Annotated in this window: 20 protein-coding genes; all 20 read left to right on the top strand. The window is 28.1% G+C overall.

The window, feature by feature from the left end; translation table 11 throughout:
* Window positions 1-493 precede the first annotated feature (493 nt).
* The 20 genes from C1715_RS01560 (at window position 494) to C1715_RS01465 (ending at window position 19,299) form a co-directional block, all read left to right on the top strand.
* Window positions 494-757, top strand: a complete 264-nt coding sequence (locus C1715_RS01560; protein WP_102398929.1) for a hypothetical protein — start codon at window positions 494-496, stop codon at window positions 755-757.
* Window positions 758-873: 116 nt separating this feature from the next.
* Window positions 874-1,878: an AAA family ATPase gene (locus C1715_RS01555; RefSeq protein WP_102398928.1), complete on the top strand. Its 1,005-nt coding sequence runs from the start codon at window positions 874-876 to the stop codon at window positions 1,876-1,878.
* A 13-nt stretch (window positions 1,879-1,891) separates the two neighbouring features.
* On the top strand, window positions 1,892-4,483 hold the full coding sequence (locus C1715_RS01550; RefSeq protein WP_102398927.1) for a S8 family peptidase: 2,592 nt from the start codon (window positions 1,892-1,894) through the stop codon (window positions 4,481-4,483).
* Window positions 4,484-4,974: 491 nt separating this feature from the next.
* Window positions 4,975-5,142 (top strand): hypothetical protein, encoded by a 168-nt coding sequence (locus C1715_RS19225; protein ID WP_180963959.1) that lies wholly within the window; start codon window positions 4,975-4,977, stop codon window positions 5,140-5,142.
* 64 nt (window positions 5,143-5,206) lie between these two features.
* Window positions 5,207-5,728 (top strand): hypothetical protein, encoded by a 522-nt coding sequence (locus C1715_RS01540; protein WP_146005353.1) that lies wholly within the window; start codon window positions 5,207-5,209, stop codon window positions 5,726-5,728.
* 161 nt (window positions 5,729-5,889) lie between these two features.
* Window positions 5,890-6,276 carry a hypothetical protein gene (locus C1715_RS01535; RefSeq protein ID WP_102398924.1) on the top strand — a complete coding sequence of 129 codons (387 nt, stop codon included), beginning with the start codon at window positions 5,890-5,892 and terminating at the stop codon, window positions 6,274-6,276.
* Between the two features lie 1,093 nt (window positions 6,277-7,369).
* The gene (locus C1715_RS01530) at window positions 7,370-7,945 is read left to right on the top strand and encodes a hypothetical protein (protein ID WP_102398923.1); all 576 of its coding nucleotides are present in this window, start codon (window positions 7,370-7,372) and stop codon (window positions 7,943-7,945) included.
* Window positions 7,946-8,094: 149 nt separating this feature from the next.
* Complete coding sequence (locus C1715_RS01525) at window positions 8,095-8,928, top strand: creatininase family protein (protein WP_102398922.1); 834 nt, start codon at window positions 8,095-8,097, stop codon at window positions 8,926-8,928.
* A gap of 5 nt (window positions 8,929-8,933) precedes the next feature.
* A complete protein-coding gene (locus C1715_RS01520) occupies window positions 8,934-9,722 on the top strand; it encodes a MerR family transcriptional regulator (protein ID WP_102398921.1) in 789 nt (262 codons plus the stop codon).
* Between the two features lie 346 nt (window positions 9,723-10,068).
* Window positions 10,069-10,293: a hypothetical protein gene (locus tag C1715_RS01515; RefSeq protein WP_102398920.1), complete on the top strand. Its 225-nt coding sequence runs from the start codon at window positions 10,069-10,071 to the stop codon at window positions 10,291-10,293.
* Window positions 10,244-10,675 (top strand): L-2-amino-thiazoline-4-carboxylic acid hydrolase, encoded by a 432-nt coding sequence (locus tag C1715_RS01510; RefSeq protein WP_102398919.1) that lies wholly within the window; start codon window positions 10,244-10,246, stop codon window positions 10,673-10,675. The genes C1715_RS01515 and C1715_RS01510 overlap by 50 nt, the downstream gene beginning before the upstream one ends.
* Window positions 10,672-11,265 (top strand): methyltransferase family protein, encoded by a 594-nt coding sequence (locus C1715_RS01505; protein WP_102398918.1) that lies wholly within the window; start codon window positions 10,672-10,674, stop codon window positions 11,263-11,265. Before C1715_RS01510 ends, C1715_RS01505 begins: the two co-directional genes overlap by 4 nt.
* A 77-nt stretch (window positions 11,266-11,342) precedes the next feature.
* Window positions 11,343-11,849 (top strand): hypothetical protein, encoded by a 507-nt coding sequence (locus tag C1715_RS01500; protein WP_102398917.1) that lies wholly within the window; start codon window positions 11,343-11,345, stop codon window positions 11,847-11,849.
* A 209-nt stretch (window positions 11,850-12,058) separates the two neighbouring features.
* A complete protein-coding gene (locus C1715_RS01495; protein WP_102398916.1) occupies window positions 12,059-12,640 on the top strand; it encodes an L-2-amino-thiazoline-4-carboxylic acid hydrolase in 582 nt (193 codons plus the stop codon).
* Window positions 12,641-13,153: 513 nt separating this feature from the next.
* Window positions 13,154-13,765, top strand: a complete 612-nt coding sequence (locus tag C1715_RS01490; protein ID WP_102398915.1) for a recombinase family protein — start codon at window positions 13,154-13,156, stop codon at window positions 13,763-13,765.
* 200 nt (window positions 13,766-13,965) lie between these two features.
* A complete protein-coding gene (locus tag C1715_RS01485) occupies window positions 13,966-15,300 on the top strand; it encodes a DNA sulfur modification protein DndB (protein ID WP_102398914.1) in 1,335 nt (444 codons plus the stop codon).
* 237 nt (window positions 15,301-15,537) lie between these two features.
* Window positions 15,538-15,702 carry a hypothetical protein gene (locus tag C1715_RS19670; RefSeq protein ID WP_242971865.1) on the top strand — a complete coding sequence of 55 codons (165 nt, stop codon included), beginning with the start codon at window positions 15,538-15,540 and terminating at the stop codon, window positions 15,700-15,702.
* Between the two features lie 120 nt (window positions 15,703-15,822).
* Window positions 15,823-17,157, top strand: coding sequence for a hypothetical protein (locus C1715_RS01475; RefSeq protein ID WP_102398913.1), 1,335 nt, complete (start codon window positions 15,823-15,825; stop codon window positions 17,155-17,157).
* Between the two features lie 193 nt (window positions 17,158-17,350).
* Window positions 17,351-18,649: a hypothetical protein gene (locus tag C1715_RS01470; RefSeq protein ID WP_102398912.1), complete on the top strand. Its 1,299-nt coding sequence runs from the start codon at window positions 17,351-17,353 to the stop codon at window positions 18,647-18,649.
* Between the two features lie 197 nt (window positions 18,650-18,846).
* On the top strand, window positions 18,847-19,299 hold the full coding sequence (locus C1715_RS01465; protein ID WP_102398911.1) for a hypothetical protein: 453 nt from the start codon (window positions 18,847-18,849) through the stop codon (window positions 19,297-19,299).
* Window positions 19,300-19,408: the final 109 nt, after the last annotated feature.

Raw genomic sequence — 19,408 nt, 5'->3', positions numbered from 1 at the left:
AATAATAAAGTCGTGTTACTGATAATAAAGTTATGTTAAAGGCTGAGCAGCCAGTGAAGGTTTATTCCTTCACTGCTACTCAACCTTTTTATTTTCATTCCTGTACGCCTGAGAGTCAGGTCATAAATAAATAGAATTCTAATCCGATTTTTAAATAGAAAACCAATCGGCCCCCGCCTCAATTTCCATAAAATTACGCTTTAGAAGAGAATAGAAAAATAGAATAGAAGAAAAATAGAAATCCAGAATAGACATAGGATTTTACAAAAAAGAAAAGGCGTAAGGAGAATAGAAATTGAAACTGTATTCCTTTTTTCTTTTAAATTAATCCTATTTTAACACCACATTAATATGATAAATTGTCCTCCTAATTGGAAGAATGATGGCAAAAATATAGCCACTTTTGACACGATTTTATTGTGAAGGGAAGTTAAAAATGCTACAGGCAAACTTAAGAAGATAATTAAGACTTTAATTAGGAAAGAAAATTGGAGTGGCTCAAATTTTATATAGTAACATTGATAAATTTCCTAAGACTAAGAAATTCATAGAAAATGCAGTAGATACTAATAAGAGTTATCAAATTAAAAAGGTAGAATGGGTTGTACAGGAATTAATGAGTGAGAGGGAATGTGTTAAATGGTATAAGGAGTATGATGAGTCAGGTTTTTGGGGTGGTAACAGTCGAAAGTTAATATATGATAGATTTGATTGTAAAGAAGTATGGTGCTTAGAGAGTTTTAAAAGTAAGGTATAAAGAATAGTTTGATAGTTAAACATTTTATTGGTAAAATATAAATATATTGAAATGTTATTGTACATAATATATAATTAGAAGGTTTAGTATAAAAGATAGATAGGGGGTGAAATGTAATGGCATCAGGAGAGAATTTAATTAGGTTATTTAAGTCATTTAAAGAAAATAACCAAGTTGAGTTTACTAAAGTTGCTTATGAAATTATTGAGGAAGAGAAAAAGAAAAATCATAATCTACTTGCTAATAAACTGCATAGAATTCTTTTTGATGATAATTTCACAGTAAATTTGAGTAAAAGTCGAAATGTAAGTAGCAGACAATTACCAGTAGATAAGGAGTCTGGATTTCAACTTGTAGAAATGAAGTTCTCCAAAATTTTATTAGATGATATCATTCTCACCCAACAAAATAAGGAAAAAATAAATAATATTATTATAGAATTTGAAAATAAAGAATTGTTAGCAGGATATAAGTTGTTTCCAAAAACAAAAATACTGTTTTGTGGGCCGCCTGGATGCGGAAAAACAATAACAGCAGAAGCAATTGCAAATGAACTTCAAATACCATTACTATATACTAGATTTGATAGTGTGATTTCTTCATTTCTTGGAGAAACATCAACAAATCTAAGAAAGGTTTTTGATTTTTCAAAGGAAGGTGAATGGGTACTATTCTTTGATGAATTTGATGCAATAGGTAAGAGTAGAAACGACTCTAGTGAACATGGTGAATTAAGAAGAGTTGTAAATAGTTTTTTACAACTAATGGATAGTTATCCAAGAGACACAATTGTTATAGCCGCTACAAACTATGAAACAATGATTGACAAAGCATTATGGAGAAGGTTTGATGAAATAGTTTATTTTGATACACCTAAAAAAGATGAAATAGAAAAGGTTGTAAAATTAAATTTGAAAAATTATTCTCATAAGAATTTAAGAGTGGATAAACATCTGGATAGTTTGGAAGGTTTTTCATATGCTGATATAGAAAGAATATGTTTAGAAGCAATAAAACAAAGTGTTTTAAGTAGATCGTTAGCAATAGATGATGAATTGTTTGAAAAGATGGTACAAAATGAGGTTACAAGGAGAATGTTGATAAAAGGAACAACAGAATAGGGGTTGGGGAAGAGTGGATCACTTAAACTTTGATAGAGTAAAGATTGAGGATAGAGAACGAAGGAAGAGAAAGGGATTTGGGGTGGATATACCCTCAAAAAATTATACAACACATGGAAGTTATATCGAGAAATCTATAGATAATAATATTAATGCTATAAGTGAAAAAAGTAAGAAACTTGGATTTAATCCTTACTTGGTTTTAAAGATTGAATTAGAAGATGGTGTTTCTTTTCAAGATGGTGAAGAAGAAAAGTTAGAGTTATTTGGTTTGAAGATAATAGACAAAGAAAGTAACCAAATACAAGTTGTTTTTTCAGAAGATATAGATTTAGCAATATTTAAAGAAGAATTAGAGAAATATAAAACTGGACAAATAGCGGTAACTAAGATTAAAAATGAGGATTTGTTTTGTAAAATCAAAAGCGTTAGTGAATGGTCTAGGGAAGATAGGATAGCATTAGATTTAGAGAAAATAAAAGACGGATCTTACATAGATATTTACCTATGGGTATTTGAAACTATAGATATATCTAAACAAAAAATGACTGAGTTTTCACGATATATATCAAATAATGCAGGTAGAGTGTGTGATAGTTATGTGGGACAATCTGTAGTTGTTGCTAGAGTACAATTAAGGGGAGATATATTAGAAAAAATACTTGAGCATCCTTTAGTTTATAAGGTTGAAGATATAACTAGAATAAGTGTAATAAATCGTGATATTAGTAATATTAAAAATATTAGCATTGATGAAATTGAATATGATAATAATTACTTAAATCCAGATAAATCAACATCAATTTGTGTAATTGATAGTGGAGTTTTTCAACAACATCCATTATTTAATGGGGTAATTGGAGACTCAAAGACTTTTTATTTGAATGATGAATTAGAAGATAATTCAGATGATATATCAGGACATGGAACAAAGGTTGCTTCAATATGTGCATATGGTGACTTTAAATACAATCAAAAGTTTATACCACAGATTTATATACACAATGCAAAAATACATAATGGTCAATACGAAGATGTAGATAATTTATGGAAAAATGAAGTGGAAAAACAAATTGGTAATTTTACTTTTGAAAATATAGATGCATTTATGGAATATCAAGATGGAGCAATTGATTTTGATACGTTACTCCAATCTTTTGAAGAAGGTAAACGACCATATCTAAAAATGGTTTATTCTAAGTATGCTAGTATGTATGAAAAATTAATACCAACTCAGATGCGTCAGATAGTAGAGTATTTCTATGATAATTATGATTGTAGAATTTACAACTTATCTCAAGGTGATGGCGAGAGTGCATACAATGGAGGCAAACCTAAAGCGTGGGCATGTGTATTAGATGAATTACAAAATGAATATGATATAAATTTTGTTGTATCATCAGGTAATTATTGTTATGAAGAAAAAAATAATTTTGAAAGTATATTAGATGAATATCCAAGATACTTTTATAATTCTAATGCATGTAAGATAATTGAACCAGCAAATTCAGTATCATCTATTACAGTAGGAGCAATTGCAACTGCTGAAGATGTTTACAATTCGTTAGAAAGATTAAATAAGGTGCCAATAAGTAAACAAGGGCAGATTTCAAGTATAACTAGAGTAGGCCCAGGAGTAGGAAACTCGATTAAACCTGATTTCATAGCATACGGAGGAGATCGAGGAATAGAGATTGATTTTTCAGGAAGAAAGAGACCTATAAATAATATTGGATTATCTAAATTATTATTTAATAACGATAATAGTGGATTATATGCTTGGGACGTTGGAACAAGTTTTGCGGCACCATATGTTTCATATATAATAGGTAAAATATTAAATAAATATCCTAAATCATCAAATAATTTAGTGAGGGCAATATTAGCAAGTTCATCAAGGTTTCCTGCACAAATAATAAGTGCAGTGGAACAAGTTATTGGAAGTGGCCATTGTTATAATGATGAATTTAAATATAGAGGGAATAATAATTATGCGAAAGTGTTACATTATACAGCAGGTTATGGATTTCCAAGTTTAGAGAATTGTACAGACTCATTAGAGAACAGGGTTGTTTTAATGGCAGATATAAATAAGGAAGAAGATCTATTAAAAATAGATACTATGCATGTATTTTCTATACCTCTTCCAGAAGAATTTAGAAAGGCAAATGGAAAGAAGCGAGTTGTTGTATCACTGGCATTTAATCCTAAAGTTAAGAATACTAGGCTAGATTACATGGGAGTTTCAATGAATTACAAGTTAATTAAAGGATTATCAAGAGAAGCGGTAATAGAGATTTACGAGTCTCAAAAAGGTAAGTCAGAAACTATTAATATACAGCCGAGGTATGAATGTAATTTAGAACCTGGAACAACGATAAGAAGTAAAGGTACGCTACAAAAATCAGTATTCGAATTTACAAAAGATAGTAATTTCAATGGACAAGACCTATTTTTAGTTGTTAATGCTAAGAAAGAGTGGGATGAAACACCACAAAAGTATGCCGTAGTAGTTGCTTTAGAGAGTGAAGATGAAAGTTTAGAAATGTATAACACTGTTAAAAATAGATTAGAACAAAGAGTACAAGCAAGAAGTAGAGTTTAAGAATTAATTATTTGCAAATAAATTTAGGATACACCTTATTATAATAAAGTCCTTCATTTAGTGATCTTGATTTCTACTATGTCCAATCTGAAAAAGTTTGACTACTTTATAAAAAAGATTGAATAAAATAGCGACAGTGTAAAGAGATAAAAAAAGAGGGCTGTTATATAAAAGGGGGAAAAAAGGGAGCAGGTTTGGATCACTATCCACAACCTCTCCCATTTTTATGTGCGAAAACCTTACCCGTCTAATCCATCTTCTTAACAGAATTATAATTAGAAAACATCTTGAACCCCTTATAGAATAAGGCTTAAGAAGATAAATAGAAAATACAATATATTTTTAAATAGAAAACTAAATAGAACTCCATTATGAATAGAGGCCCTTACCTCAGCAGATTTAGTCAAACTTTTTTATACGGAAAGAGAAAATAGAAAAATGAATTGAAAACAAAATAGATGGTTTTGGGACGAATTCTTTGTCAAATATTATTGCAAAAGGTAAAAGGTGTAATAAAAAAGGTAGATAGAACAAGGGCACAGAGGGTATTGGGAGTGGCTTACAGTCGTCAAACTTTATTTTACAATGACATAGATACAGAAAAAAGTAGACAAGGAATAAGAGTATGGTTGGTTCCAGAATATTGTAGGGAAGAATGATTGGAGAGATTTTAATAAATGCTACATAGCGTTAAATCCTCAAATTCCATTTCCTATTTACGTTTTGAAGTATATGTTCTATTCAAGACTTAATTTCAATAATGGAGATAAGTGGGATGCAGGTAAAATAGGTGGAGTTTATAGATTTCGCCATAAAGAATTTGAGCAAATAAGGCAGACCGTTATTGCAGCAGAATTGTACCAGGCTATTAAAAGAATTAATAGAAATAATGATAGAGTAGCAGATGTATATATAATTAATAATGACCAAGAGATATTGGAGAAGTTAATTGAGCAGTTTAATGGAATTAAGGTAGAAGAGTATTCACTTAATATAGAATATGAAATAAGTGAAAAGAAGGTAGCCTATGATAAAGAACGTGAAGAGAACTCTTATTACAATAATTTCATAGAATTTGTATCTACGCTAGATAAGGGAGTATATCAAAAGAAGTGGATTAGGGAGCAGATAGGATTTTCTAACCAAAAAACTTTTTCAAAATTGGTATTAAATAAAGAGAAGGTAATTCAATTTATGGCAGCAGCAAATATAGAGGCTAAAGGTCAATCTATAATAGTAAGTTAAGAGTAATAAAGAGCAGTATTGGTAGTTAATATCAATGCTGATTTTGTTTATATGGCTATGTTTTAAGGTGCTTTTGGAGATTGGCGGTATAATATAAATCATATATAATTAAATCATATTTTAGTATATATAGAGATAATCAAAATGAAAGGGTGTTATTTATGAGTGGCTGGGATTATGAGGGATATTTGAAAGAACAGATGGAGAAGATTGAAAAATTAAAAGAACAGGGTGCTACTATTAGGGAAATACTTGATAAAAATATTTTTTGTTTTGAGGCTATGAAAAGGTGTAATTTACCGATAAGTTATCTTGAGCCTAAAGCAAAGGGAGAAGAAATGGATTTACAAGAATGGGACACTCATACTAGTTGTGAGCATAAATGGGAATATTATGAAGGTTCGCCATTTGGAAATCCCGATGAAAGAGATAGAGTTTTAATAGGGCTGCTATATACTTGTGGGTTTTCGCATCTATTAGAAATATTACCACAGGCCAGTAAAGAGGAATTATTCAAGGTAGTTAGTGAATATAAGCATAAGAAATAATACGACTAAGAAGTATGATAATACACTAATATTCTCTTATTGCACTACTCTTTAATGGCTGTAGCATAAACTAAATGAAGATACTTATATATATGTACTAGGATAAAAGTTATTGTATTATGAATACTTGATACTCACTATTAAGTTAAGGATGTAATTATATTCCTATACCTAGTACAATATTGATATAATTGACAACAGGCAATCAATATAATGATGACAGTAATAAAACTACTAGTAAAAAGGTATATGCAATAGCGGTAATTAATATATTTGTACTTATATATTAGTAGAGAGATTTATTAATATTAAATATAGGTATCCTTATAAGGTAAACCTTAATTTATAATTACTTCAGTACAAGAAGGAAAATAAAAGCCTATATTTTATTATTATGAAGCAATTTTCTATACTATAATAATTTATAGTGTAGAGGCATATTGATATGTTTAATAATAAACAAAAACTTATATTCGTATCAGTAAAGTAGTTATATTAGGTAACTGTATGGTGTAGTTAAATTACTAATACAAAATATTAGTGTCTTCTATGTAATGCCTTAATCTAATATTACTTGAGTATATGAGAAGAAAAAATATTTTTATTTTTTCAAAAAAACTAAGCATGTACTTGCTTATGCTTAGCAGGTAGAAGTAGTATGATAAGTAACCAAAAGTTTTGGTATAGTATTTAAAGTGTAGTGGTATAAGAATAATGATTATTACTAAAAATTTAATATAAAATATAATTTAGGTAAAAGTCATACCCATGTTAGTATATTATATTAGAATGAGTATGTCTTTTTAGTATCTAGTAAATATATTACTTTAGGTATAGGAAAATTCATTAAGCAGTAACTGTTTAAATACACGGACAGGGAAATGAAGTGAGATAAGAGATTATTTTCAAAAGTTTATTCACTAATGAGAATAATTGCAGCAAATTTATTTGTCTAATGATGCTACAATAATACAAGTAATTTGTGGAATATGTTATAATATGGATAGTGATTTAAAATAGATACATAAATGTTTTTTAGTAAGAGAAATTAATATAATATTGGAGAAATAAGTTTTTTAAAGGGGAAGCAAAAATGAAAAGAGTATATCATAGTTCAATAATTCAAAATCTAAAGATACTAAATCCTGTTAAAAGCACACATGGAGTAGAATATGTTTATGGTACAAAAGATTTAGTTATGTCCGCAGTGTTTTTAAGCGGTTTTGGTGGAGATTTCACATGTTGTGTTGGAAGAGACAAAGATACAGGAAAGCCTTATATTTGTGAGAGATTTCAAGGAGCATTTGATTTAAGATATAATCTTAAATTTGGATCAATATATGTTTTACCAGGAGATACATTTATAAAGGGAAAAACACATTGGAGTGAAGAGGTAGTATCAACAGTTGCGGTTGAGCCAATTGAAGAAATTAAAATAAATGATGCAAAAAAATATTTAGAAGAACTTGAAGTGCAGGGAATGTTACTTATAGTTAAGTATCCAGATAAAATAGATGAAATTCCAAATGATGATGAAGATTTAGTTGAAAGAGCAGTTGTTTGGTCAAAAATGCGAGGGGATATAATCTTAGAGCAAATTAAGAAGTTTCATCCTAATTTATTAAGTAGAGTAATTGAAGGGATCAATAATAATAATAAGTATAATTAGCCTCAATCGGTATTATTATTGTAGAAAAATTAAAGAAAATAACAAGAAAAAAGAGCATTAACTTTATCTTTTTAATGTTGACTTTAACGTAGCGTAAAACATTATACTAAAAATCACTTGATATTAATTAAAATAGGAAGGGTGATTTTATGTCTATTAAAAAGATGGAAGAAATGACTTGGAAAGAATTTGAGAGGTTAGATAAAGATAAGACAGTAGTAATAGTAGGGTTAAGTCCTATTGAGGAACACGGCCCACATCTGCCTTTAGGTACTGATTTTATTGCTGCAAATGACTGCTTATCAGAAGTAGTTAAGTATTTAGAGAAAAGGAATAGTAAATTTAATTATATTTTACATCCACCATTTCCAATAGGTTATAATGAAAGTATAATTAATTTTCCAGGTACTATGTTTTATAGAACCATAACAATTGAAAATTTACTAATTGATTTTGGAGCATCTATTTCTAGAAGTGGAATAAATAAAATGGTAATTATAAATCATCATTTAGATTTAGGACATATTAAAGCCATTGAGAATGCAAGAGAGCATCTTTTAGATAAGTTTAATATTAAACTTTTAGAAGTTGCAAGTAGAATGATTTATTCAGATGAAAATCATAAAGATAGTATCCAAAAGGAAGAGGACAATCAAAGGGAAATTCATGCTGATATAAGAGAAACATCCTTTATGTTATACAAACATCCTCAATTAGTTAAGGATTGTTATAAAGATTTGGAACCAGTTTATTTAGATATGAAAAAATTTATTATGTCTGGTGAAAAATGCTTTAGAGAGAATGGCATAATTGAGGGATATATTGGTTCGCCAGGAAATGCTACATTTGAGTATGGAGAAAAACAATTTCAGGATATGATTACTCAAACAGGTACTTTAATATTAAAATTTCTAAAAGGTGAGGCAATTCCTGAAATATCATCTGTAATAAAAGCAGCGATGAACCATATTGAGTGGAGGTAATTATTATGTATTCTATTGGTCAGTTTTCCCTTATATTAAAAGTTTCAACTAGGACACTTAGACACTATGATGAAATTGGACTTTTAAATCCGAGTTTCGTTAGTAAAGAAAATAACTATAGATATTATGAAAAAGAGCAAATTAATAGTGCTAAATATATTATAAAATTAAAAGAGTCTGGATTAACACTTGATGAAATAAAGGATATTATATTTAATAAAGATAGTAATAATTTTAAAGAAACAATTGAAAAAAGGTTAATGTCAATTGAAGAAGAAATTCAAAAGTTGATAACTATGAAAGATAATTTAGGCATACTTTTAAAAGAAGATAAAACTGAAAACAAACAGCATTCATGGGATCAAAGCAGTATTAAGATTGTTATGAAGGATGAATTATGTGTAATTAGTAAAAGGGTAAGAATTAACATTAGAAATGTAGGAGAAACAATTGGAATATTATACGAAGAAATAAATAAGAATGGATTAAGAATAACAGGAGGACATATTATAAAATATTATGATTTAGAATATGATCCTGATAATGCAGATATAGAAGTATCTATACCAGTTGAGAGGAGAAAAGAAAGCAAGATTAAATTTAATTATATACCTGCTGGTAGGTATGCTATAGCATCTTCTAGTTCAATAAGTGAAAAAGGTGATATACATGCTATGGTAATAGATTGGATACAGTTAAATAACTATGAGGTCGTTGGTGAACCATTAGAACAGTATAACATTACATATGATAATGGAAAGTTTAAAATAGATGTATATTATCCTATTAAATAAAGTTTTCATTTAAGAATAAGGTTTAGTTAAGGCTGAGCAGCCAATGAAGGGTTTTGCAATCATTGCTGCACAGCCTTTTTCTACAAATAAAAAAATATTATATTCCATAGTTAAGTATCAAAAAAACATTGATTTTGGATAAAAATAACAATAAAATATATATGAACATATAATCATATATGATGTTTTTTAGCATTGGTAACAATTTGAATTATAACAAAATTAGAAGCGGTTTATGCAGATGTTGGGGTTGCTATAATAGCAGAAACTTCACAATATTTATAGCATAGGCAAGTAATATGATAAATCAATGTAAAACTTTGTATTAGAAAGGGAGGACATTTTTATGACAAAAAAATATGAGTCTTTATCTATGGTGAAAAAAAGTAGATTTATAAAATTATTTGATTGCTGTGATGAAAAAATAAAAAAAGAGATGTTGGGAAAAATAGATAATCTTATAAAGGAGTCCTCTTATACAGATAAAAAAAATACGGACATCTATGTAATATTTTTTTCCCATAGCATTTTATTGTATACTTCAGCAAAACGGAAAATCAAAGGAAGATAGTTTAGATGTTCTTGAAAATGCGATGTATGAATTTATTGAACCTCAAAAGAAAAGGTTTCAGAAAGTTGCAAGGTTGCCTGAATTTATAAAGTTGATAAAATGGTCATTCCCACTGAAGGTAGCAAAAACTAATGGGGTAGGGTGGGATATCACATATCCAAAATGTCAGAAAGATGAATTTGCTTTCACTACGAACAAATGTATATATGCACAGATTTTTTCATTATATCATGTAGAAGAGTTAGGGCCTGTATTCTGTCATGTTGATGATATTTTATGTGGAGACCTTCCTGGGATTGCATTTGAATATACACAGACAATTTGCCGTGGAGGAAAGGTTTGTGATTATGTTTTTCGTAAGAAAAGGAGGGGAAGTAGGTGAACATATATACTAACATAGGGGTAATGATTTTGTTTGCTTTTTATGGAAGTTATTTTGTAAAGATGTTAATACAAAGCAAAAGTGGCATTAAGACTGATCGAATGGCTCGTGGTAGTAAGACTATAAGAACTTTTACTATTGAACTTATATTAAAAATAATAACATTTTTAATGGCAATCATTCAATTCGTAAGTATTTTATTTATTGATAAACTATCATTACTCATACAAAATAGTCTAGTTAGAGATATTGGAATTATTATTTCCTCATTAGGTATTGTAGTGTTTATTACAGCAATGGCCACAATGCATGATAGTTGGAGAGCAGGAATTGATAATACCCAAAAAACAAAAATTATTACCGTAGAGATATATAAATACAGCAGAAATCCTGCATTTGTTGGATTTGATCTGTTTTATATTGGAGAAGCACTTATATTTTCAAATGTATTTAATATAATATTTGCTTGTGTTTCAATACTAATGCTTCATCTTCAAATATTGGAGGAAGAAAAGTCTCTTCCAGTTGTTTTTGGAAATGAGTATTTATCTTACAGGGAAAAAACATGTAGATATTTTGGGACAAAGTAAATAGATAGATCATGAGGATTATTTGATTGCAACAATTCTCATAATGTCTCTATTCATAATTAAAGGGGGGGATATTAATGAATTTAGAAATAGCATTAGTGCATGGATTAATTTGGGCAATTATGTGGGGGAGTACGGTTACATTCACTGAAATAAAGTGGCCCCATTTATTTCTTCATGATTACCCAAAAGAATTACAGGAGGTTATTAATCTTCCTCCATTTACAAATAAAAAATATGCATATGTATTTGAGACAATAGCAATGTTTTTAATCATAGTTTTTATATTTTGGAGTGCGATACATGCATATACAACAATTCCAGTAAGTTATTGGGTAATATTTTGTCATATACTAATTGTGGCTATGTGTTGGAACATATTTGATTTAATCGTGATGGACTGGCTTATTTTCTGTACTTGGCAACCGAAGTTTATTGTACTTCCAGGTAGTGAAGGAAATAAAGCATACAAAGATTATAAATTCCATTTTATCGGTTTCTTAAAGGGGAGTGTAATATCGGCAATTAGTTCTATTGTTATTGCAGGGATATGCTTTTCAGTTTTGAAGTATTTAATTTGGTAAGAGAGAAAAAAACAAATGAATTTTTTTTGTAACTTGTTTGTAGTGTGAACATATCAAATTTTCTAGTGTTCAAGAAAGAAGAAAATTTTAACAGATGATTGCTATTTTAGAGTTTTACAAGAGACATTTTTTGAATAAGAAAAATAGGATGGGGATTATTCTTATAAAGTGTCCTATCTGTATTATAAATTGAGAAATGGAGAAGTGTTATGAAGCAATTTTTATTAAATGAATTTGGTGATAGTTTAGGTAATAAGATTTATAATATGCAACAGAGAAAATTACAAACAATACTTGGATTAACCGTAGGAAAAAGTAATAGTCAGTTGAGAACACTTGAAAAAACAATTCTTCCAAGGATTGCATTGTATAAGGTATTAGAAATGGAATTAGGTGAACAGAAAAAAGCATATAGTTTGGTTGAAAAGTATATGTTTACTATTGTAGGTCAGAAAATTAATAAGCAATATTCAGCATTTGAGTTTATTCCTGGATTTTTTTATATATTTAGAAAAATAATGATTTCCACAATTAATAAGAGTGATAATTGGATAACTGAAGTGGTGAAAAATGACAATACATCAGTGAAATATAACATAACAAAATGTCTCTGGTATGATGCATGTAAGGAAAATGATTGTCCTGAACTTTGCAAAATTTTCTGCGATACAGATCATATAATTTATAGTTCAATGAAAAAAATAAAATTCATTCGTACAGGAACTTTGGGCACAGGGAATAAATGCTGTGATTTTTGCTTTTTAAATAAGAGGAAAATAATCGAAAAGTAACCCAATAGACATATTAATTCATTCTATTTAGGTTAATAGCAACAATTTAATCTAACATAGCCAAATAAAAAATATACTAGAAAACACATACCCATATAAATGTAATACTTTATATTAGCCTGGGTATGTTTTTTATATATAAGACCTATACTTATTACTTTAAGTATGGGTTAATTTATTAATCAGTAACTGTTTAAGTATAAGGGGAGAGAAATGAAGTTAGATAATAGGAAATTAAAATATTGCTGAAATAATGGATCTAATAATATTTACTTGAAATTAGCGTTTATAAATAAGTTAAATTGAGTGGAGGGAATGATGAAGGGATGTGATTAGATTAAACTGGTTATTTTAGTAGGCGAATTGATGTAGGTGATATTTCAAATAGTGTACTTTTAGAAACACTAAAAATGATATAAATTTTTATGTTTCAATAAGTTTAAGATTTATTTTTGAAATATTTCATTATAAGTATATACTTTTTGAAATAAAACTAAGGGGGAACTGTAGGATATGAGTCAAAGATCTTATGCATATATAAGAGTTTCAAGTAAAGAACAAAATATAGATCGTCAGTTAGAGGCAATAAAGGATTTAAATATTGATGAAAGAGATATTTATATAGATAGGCAATCAGGAAAAGATTTTGATAGACCAGAATATCAAGCATTAAAAAGAAGCATTAGATCAGGAGATACACTATTCATAAAGTCGTTAGATAGGTTTGGAAGAAATAAAGCCATGATTTTAAGTGAATGGCAATGGCTAATGGATAATAAAATAAATGTTGTAGTTTTGGATATGCCTTTGTTAGATACTAGGAAATATAGTGATTTAGGTGGAGTTGGTGAGTTAGTAACAAATCTTGTTTTACAAATACTTTCATGGTTAGCGGAAGAAGAAAGAAAAAATATTAAGAAGCGGCAGAGAGAAGGTATTGATGTAGCCTTATCAAAAGGCGTTAAGTTTGGTAGGCCTAAGCAAAATATCACTGCAAAATTTGAAAAGGCATATAAATTGTGGAAGGAAGGTAGCATAACAGCAGCACAAGCAATGGAGATGTGTGAGATGAAAAGAAATACTTTTTATAGAAGGGTTAATGAATTTGAGGTATATATAGAATAACTGTTATATTACATTTTGCTAATTAGAACGAATAATAATTCAAAGGAAAGTAATATTTTACTTTCCTTTCACTTAATCAGAATTGAATAGGCACACAAAACATTAGTACACATATTTTTTGTGTACACATAAAAATGTATTGCAAAGGGATTGTATGTACTGTATTATATAATTACAAATAATTGTAATGGAGGATACAAATGAATAAAACAAAAAAATATGATTTCACAAAAGAAGAGAGAACTACTATTAAAAAGGATGTCAATGGATATAGATTGCCTGTTCAAATTTACAGACAAGGCAAAAGATGTGTATATCGTGCTGTAATGAGTTTTGGAGATGTAAAACGTCATTTAACGCACACAAAACCTAAACCTGATAATCATGAATTATTATTAGCAGATATTGAGAGTATCACTAACAGATATCTTATGCCTAAAAAAGCAAAAGATATTATGAAATATATACAGGAAAATGAAGAAGATTTTATTTTGCCTTCATTAACTGTAATGGCAAAAGAAGAATTTGAGTTTATACCAATATATCCCTCAATAAATGAGATAAAAAAAGTTTTTGGACAAGAATTTGATGTTAAGTCTTTAAGATATAAGATATTTGATGTAATTGAACTATTTAATGGAGTTTTATTTGGAGAAATTATTATTCCTTTTAATACAACAGTTCATGAAGATGAAAAAATATTGTTTGAAACTGGCGATGGAAATCATAGAACTTATGCTATTCATGAATTATATAAAATATTAGGTGAAGATAATCCAGGGTTTTATATAGGGGTTGATTTTTATGTTGAAAAAAATAAAGATAAAATTAGAGATATTTTTGTTGATTTAAATAATCAAACGCCAATAGATAGATCTATATATACTTTATTAAAAGGGAGAGATCCATTATCTTTAGCAACGAAAGATTTAGTAGGTTTAACTAAAAAAACATATATGGTTAGTCAGTTATATCATCAAGATTTACATTATATTGGATTTTCACCGTTAGATAACATAGGCCCAAATTCTAAGGCTACGATTTCTTTTAATATGTTAAAAAACATGATATCATACATTGCATTAGGGGTTGGAGATGCAGATAAACCATTTGCAGATAAGTTTGCAATTAATAAAACAGGATATTCTAGATTATTAAGACAAACATCGGCATATTTAAAAACAATTTTTGAATATGTTGGGCCATTTAAGGAGATTAAAGGCGAGTTGAATAAAATACCTAAATTAAGGAATGAATATATTTCTTTAACTGGTGCTGGTTTATATGTTATTGCTAAGATTGGATATATTGCTAGGGAGCAAAATCTTGATATGAGAAAAGTGGCTTTAGCCTTATCGGAATTAGATTGGAAAAGACAAACGGATGAAGGTACATTGAATTCTCTATTTATTGGGGGAGTTTTGAATGAAAATGGACAAATATCTAATAATAGAAATTCAATTAATGCAACAACTGAAAAATTAATTAAATATTTAAATATTCCAGTATCTAATAATAAAGTAGAGAAGGAATAATACTTTTGATTCAACGTTCGAGGAATAAGAGGACAAAGATTTCCTATATTGTTTGGAAGGTGATTTATATAAAATTATTGTTTATATGTAGTAGAAATAAATGGAGCAGTCTTACAGCAGAAAAAATATTCAATGGAGTAAATGGATATGATGTAAGGTCAGTCAGGAGGAACAGAAGTAAATGCTCGTATTAAGGTAGTAAGTGGACATATCGGATGGGCTGATATAATTTTTGTAATGGAAAAGAAACATTTAAGAAGGATTAGGGATAGGTTTGGAGATATGCTCTATAATAAAAAGATAATATGTCTCGATATATCTGATGATTATGCCTTTATGGATGAAGAGTTGATCGAATTGCTTAAAAGTAGGGTATCAGAATATATTAAGATAGAAAATTGAAATATATTATAAAGAGGTTATTCTGAAAAATAAAACATTTGTATATTAAATTTTTAGTTGAGAGCAGGTGAAGAATTTACTTCGTCTGCTTTTGTTTTACTTATGAAGGAAATCAAATAAATGTATAGAAATACTAAATACAAAGAAGATTATTATGAGAGTATTAGTATTTTAGAAAGGGTAATAATGAGGTACGAAACTTTTACTGTAGAACAAAGGGAAAAATTATATAATGAAGTTTGGGAAGAACCATTAGTAAACATTGCTAAGCGATATGAAATATCTGAAGCAACATTAAGAAAACGATGCAATAAATTAGATATACCACTTCCGCCTAAAGGATACTGGCAAAAAATAAAGTCTGGAAAAGAAATTAAAAAGCCAGCATTATCAAAGATTTTTGGTAAATATGTTCAAACTGTTCGCAAGAGTATTATTAAATATAAGTATAATGCTAATGAATTGAATGATGAAAGGTTATTAATATTGAAAGACGAAGAATTAAGTCTTTTAACGGATGAAACAAAAATACTTATAAAAAAGAAATGTGATAATATTGTAGTTAAAAACCAATTAAGAAACCCACACCAACTTATATTAGATCATCAGGAAGAAATGATGGTTAGAAAGCAAAAAGAAAAGGAGTTAAGAGAAAGTAGATTTTTTATAAATAGATACTCTAGTGAAGAAGTGTTATATAAGAACTTTAAATCATCTCTTCCAATTCATGTTTCTGCTAATAATATAAAAAGAGTATATTGCTTCCTAAATACATTATTCAAGGCACTTGAGGAATTAGATGCTTCTATATTAGTACAAGGTTATTTGGGAAAAGATGTGGCTGATATTAGAGTAGGTAGACACTTTTATGAGTTTAAAGTAAAAGAAGAGAATAAAAAGAGCAAAAAGAAGAAAAAGGATGAAAAAGAGAATAGTGAAGAAACAGGAACGATTATTTTTATTTTTTCAGTTAAGAGTTCATATGGTCAAGAATTAAATAAAAGTTTTGAGTACAGGGATTTAGAGATAGATCCTCTTGAGACACAATTATCAAAGATAATTTTTGATTTGTTTGCTATATCTAATAAATTAGATATTCTGGAAGAACTAGCGGACAGAGAATTCAATAGAAGATGGGAAGAAGAGAAAAGAGAAAGATGTTTAGAAGAAATGAAAAAAGCAGAATTAGTAAAAATTGCTGGATTAGAAGATATGATTGCTGATTGGGATAAAGCACGGAAAATGCGAGAATTCGCAGACCGTTTAGAAAAAAATATTACTGGATCCATTGATAGTAATGAGAAAACAGAAATAGTATCATGGATAAAATGGATTAGAGATAAGGCAGATTGGTTTGATCCATTAGTATCAAGGGAAGATGAACTCTTAGGCAAAAAGAATGATTTTCATAATATTTTAAAACACACAGAATTAGTAGAAAAGGAATTTGAGTAATATTTGTAAAGATTATAAGCACAAATGGTTTGAATTATAAAACGTGGGTTATTAGTATAAAACGTGGAAGAATTAAAATGAAAAACAGTATTCCATCAAAATTGTTAGAAAGGATTTATAATAACGTTGAATTAAATTCGGAACTATACCATTTAAACTTAGAGGAATATAAATTGAAGCAGGAGGAATTCAAATGTATATTTTTGGTGATTTGTTTATTATGTTGACAGCATTTTTTGAAAGTATTTTTTCTGAAAATGAAAAAAACTCCAATATTAAAAGAGGTGTTATTCAGATACTATATGCAATAGTATTTTCAATTATTTTTGGAGTATTATTAGGAATTATAGTAATAATGGCTTTAGGTGCGATTTTTGGGATGAAATATGTAACTCTTCTAAACTTAATGATTATGCCTATTTTCATATTTATTATTTTATTTTGGATAATAATTTCCAACTATAAAAATGAGGATTTTAGGCTTTCTAGATGGTTTTTGAAATTGTATTTTCTTACCTTTATGATAAAACCAATGAAGAAATTGAAACAATCTATTATTTATACATTGATTATGCCAGTTATTCTATTTGCAGCATCTGTATTAATACTTTCTTCAATATCCTTAGATACTAACAAATATATAAGTGTAGCAGGATTAATATTCATTATAACGTTTTTTATTAGTATTTTACTTTATAGTGAGTCACAATCCGATAAATTAGATAGATATTTAAGTCAATTCTGTATATGGTTTATTATATTCTTAGGTTTTTTAGTTTTAAATATTTACCAGTACAGTATTTATCTTAGTAGTAATCTTAATAGAGATCAGGTATTAAATCTATTAATTTTAATACTGAGTTTTGCTTTTGTTATGACCACAATCGCTGATAAGACAAGATATTTATATGAATTAGCATATGAAATACATGGAGATAAAATAGATGCAATAATGGAAACGTTGAAGACAGATTATAGTTATAAAAAATATGTACATGCTATCGAGAATGAAAAAAATGAGATATTACAAGGCTTTGGTATTATTAAGAACCAGTGGAATGGCGGAAATAAGATAAAGATAATAAAGACTATTTTATATGTTTCAATACTTGAAATACCTTTAATTTATATGCTTTTTAATGAAAAGCAAGTCAGTGATTTTATGAATATGTTAATGAATAATGCAGTGAATATATGGATTTATCTTTTTAAAGGTAACAAAAAATTGGCAAGTGTAGTATTTTTTATAATATTATCTCTTGTGATTTTATGCTTAACAATTAAGGATACAATTAAGAATTTTAAAGTAGCAACTAGTAAAGTTAAAATGGAGTATATAAACAAAATAATTCTAATATTAATTATTATTGTAACAGTTACATCAAGTTTATTTTCTGGAGTTATAATAATAGTAACAAAATATATTACTTTTCCATTAGTTGTTTTGTTTGTTTTGGGGGTAATTATACAGGATAAAGTGTTCAATAAATAGAAAGAAGATAACACTAGTGATTGGTTTACTCTTTATCAGTAGAAGCCCATTTGTTGTAGGGTTTTATAGTTTTTCGGAGTAAACAATGAAGTCTTTCAAAAATAACCATTCCTAATGTTAAATATACTTGAATTAATCATAGACTTTGCCTTATATTATCTGAAATATATTATATCAGATTATTGGAGGTATTGATTATGTTTAGTTTTGTAAAAAGGAACAAGGTTTATAATAAATTTATTGAGGAAAAAGTAGACATTATTATTAGGAAAGATATTATTGATACTGTGCTACTTGGAGTAGAAATTTTTACAAAGTTTTTAAATAAAGAATTGCCTGAGACTAACAACTTCAATTTAAAAGATGATATTAAAAGGATGGAACAAATATCAGATAAATTAATTAGAGTAAATGACGGCAAAGAAGGAGAAGTTACTTTAAATATTACTGTAGCAGAGTTCTTAATATTCAAATATGGTATAGAAACTGTAGAATGTTTACTACTTAATTTTAAAATTGCGAAAGATGATATGGAACAATATAAAGTTTTTATAGAGGCTTTAAAAGAAGTATATGATACATTGGATATTGGAGAAATAAGTGAATATTATAGGTTTTTAGCAAGTTTCGATAAGGTAGAGAGAAATTAGGTTTAAGGGAAAAGGATTAATATTTCATATGACATGACTTTTTTATTAAAAAGGTATTTCATTTTATTGAAGGTCAAACAGATATAAATTATAATAAAGTTATAAAATA

Source organism: Haloimpatiens massiliensis, from assembly GCF_900184255.1.
GTDB classification, from domain to species: domain Bacteria; phylum Bacillota; class Clostridia; order Clostridiales; family Clostridiaceae; genus Haloimpatiens; species Haloimpatiens massiliensis.
Note: the sequence above shows the minus strand (reverse complement) of the source record. Positions and strands in the feature narration are given on the sequence as shown.

Bases quoted from the DNA above. Each gene is read 5' to 3' on its own strand.
- C1715_RS01470 (WP_102398912.1), top strand. From the start codon at position 17,351: ATGTATATTTTTGGTGATTTGTTTATTATGTTGACAGCATTTTTTGAA.
- C1715_RS01490 (WP_102398915.1), top strand. From the start codon at position 13,154: ATGAGTCAAAGATCTTATGCATATATAAGAGTTTCAAGTAAAGAACAA.
- C1715_RS01485 (WP_102398914.1), top strand. From the start codon at position 13,966: ATGAATAAAACAAAAAAATATGATTTCACAAAAGAAGAGAGAACTACT.
- C1715_RS01515 (WP_102398920.1), top strand. From the start codon at position 10,069: ATGACAAAAAAATATGAGTCTTTATCTATGGTGAAAAAAAGTAGATTT.
- C1715_RS19670 (WP_242971865.1), top strand. From the start codon at position 15,538: ATGGAAAAGAAACATTTAAGAAGGATTAGGGATAGGTTTGGAGATATG.
- C1715_RS01500 (WP_102398917.1), top strand. From the start codon at position 11,343: ATGAATTTAGAAATAGCATTAGTGCATGGATTAATTTGGGCAATTATG.
- C1715_RS01525 (WP_102398922.1), top strand. From the start codon at position 8,095: ATGTCTATTAAAAAGATGGAAGAAATGACTTGGAAAGAATTTGAGAGG.
- C1715_RS01495 (WP_102398916.1), top strand. From the start codon at position 12,059: ATGAAGCAATTTTTATTAAATGAATTTGGTGATAGTTTAGGTAATAAG.
- C1715_RS01465 (WP_102398911.1), top strand. From the start codon at position 18,847: ATGTTTAGTTTTGTAAAAAGGAACAAGGTTTATAATAAATTTATTGAG.
- C1715_RS01535 (WP_102398924.1), top strand. From the start codon at position 5,890: ATGAGTGGCTGGGATTATGAGGGATATTTGAAAGAACAGATGGAGAAG.
- C1715_RS01520 (WP_102398921.1), top strand. From the start codon at position 8,934: ATGTATTCTATTGGTCAGTTTTCCCTTATATTAAAAGTTTCAACTAGG.
- C1715_RS01530 (WP_102398923.1), top strand. From the start codon at position 7,370: ATGAAAAGAGTATATCATAGTTCAATAATTCAAAATCTAAAGATACTA.
- C1715_RS01475 (WP_102398913.1), top strand. From the start codon at position 15,823: ATGTATAGAAATACTAAATACAAAGAAGATTATTATGAGAGTATTAGT.
- C1715_RS01555 (WP_102398928.1), top strand. From the start codon at position 874: ATGGCATCAGGAGAGAATTTAATTAGGTTATTTAAGTCATTTAAAGAA.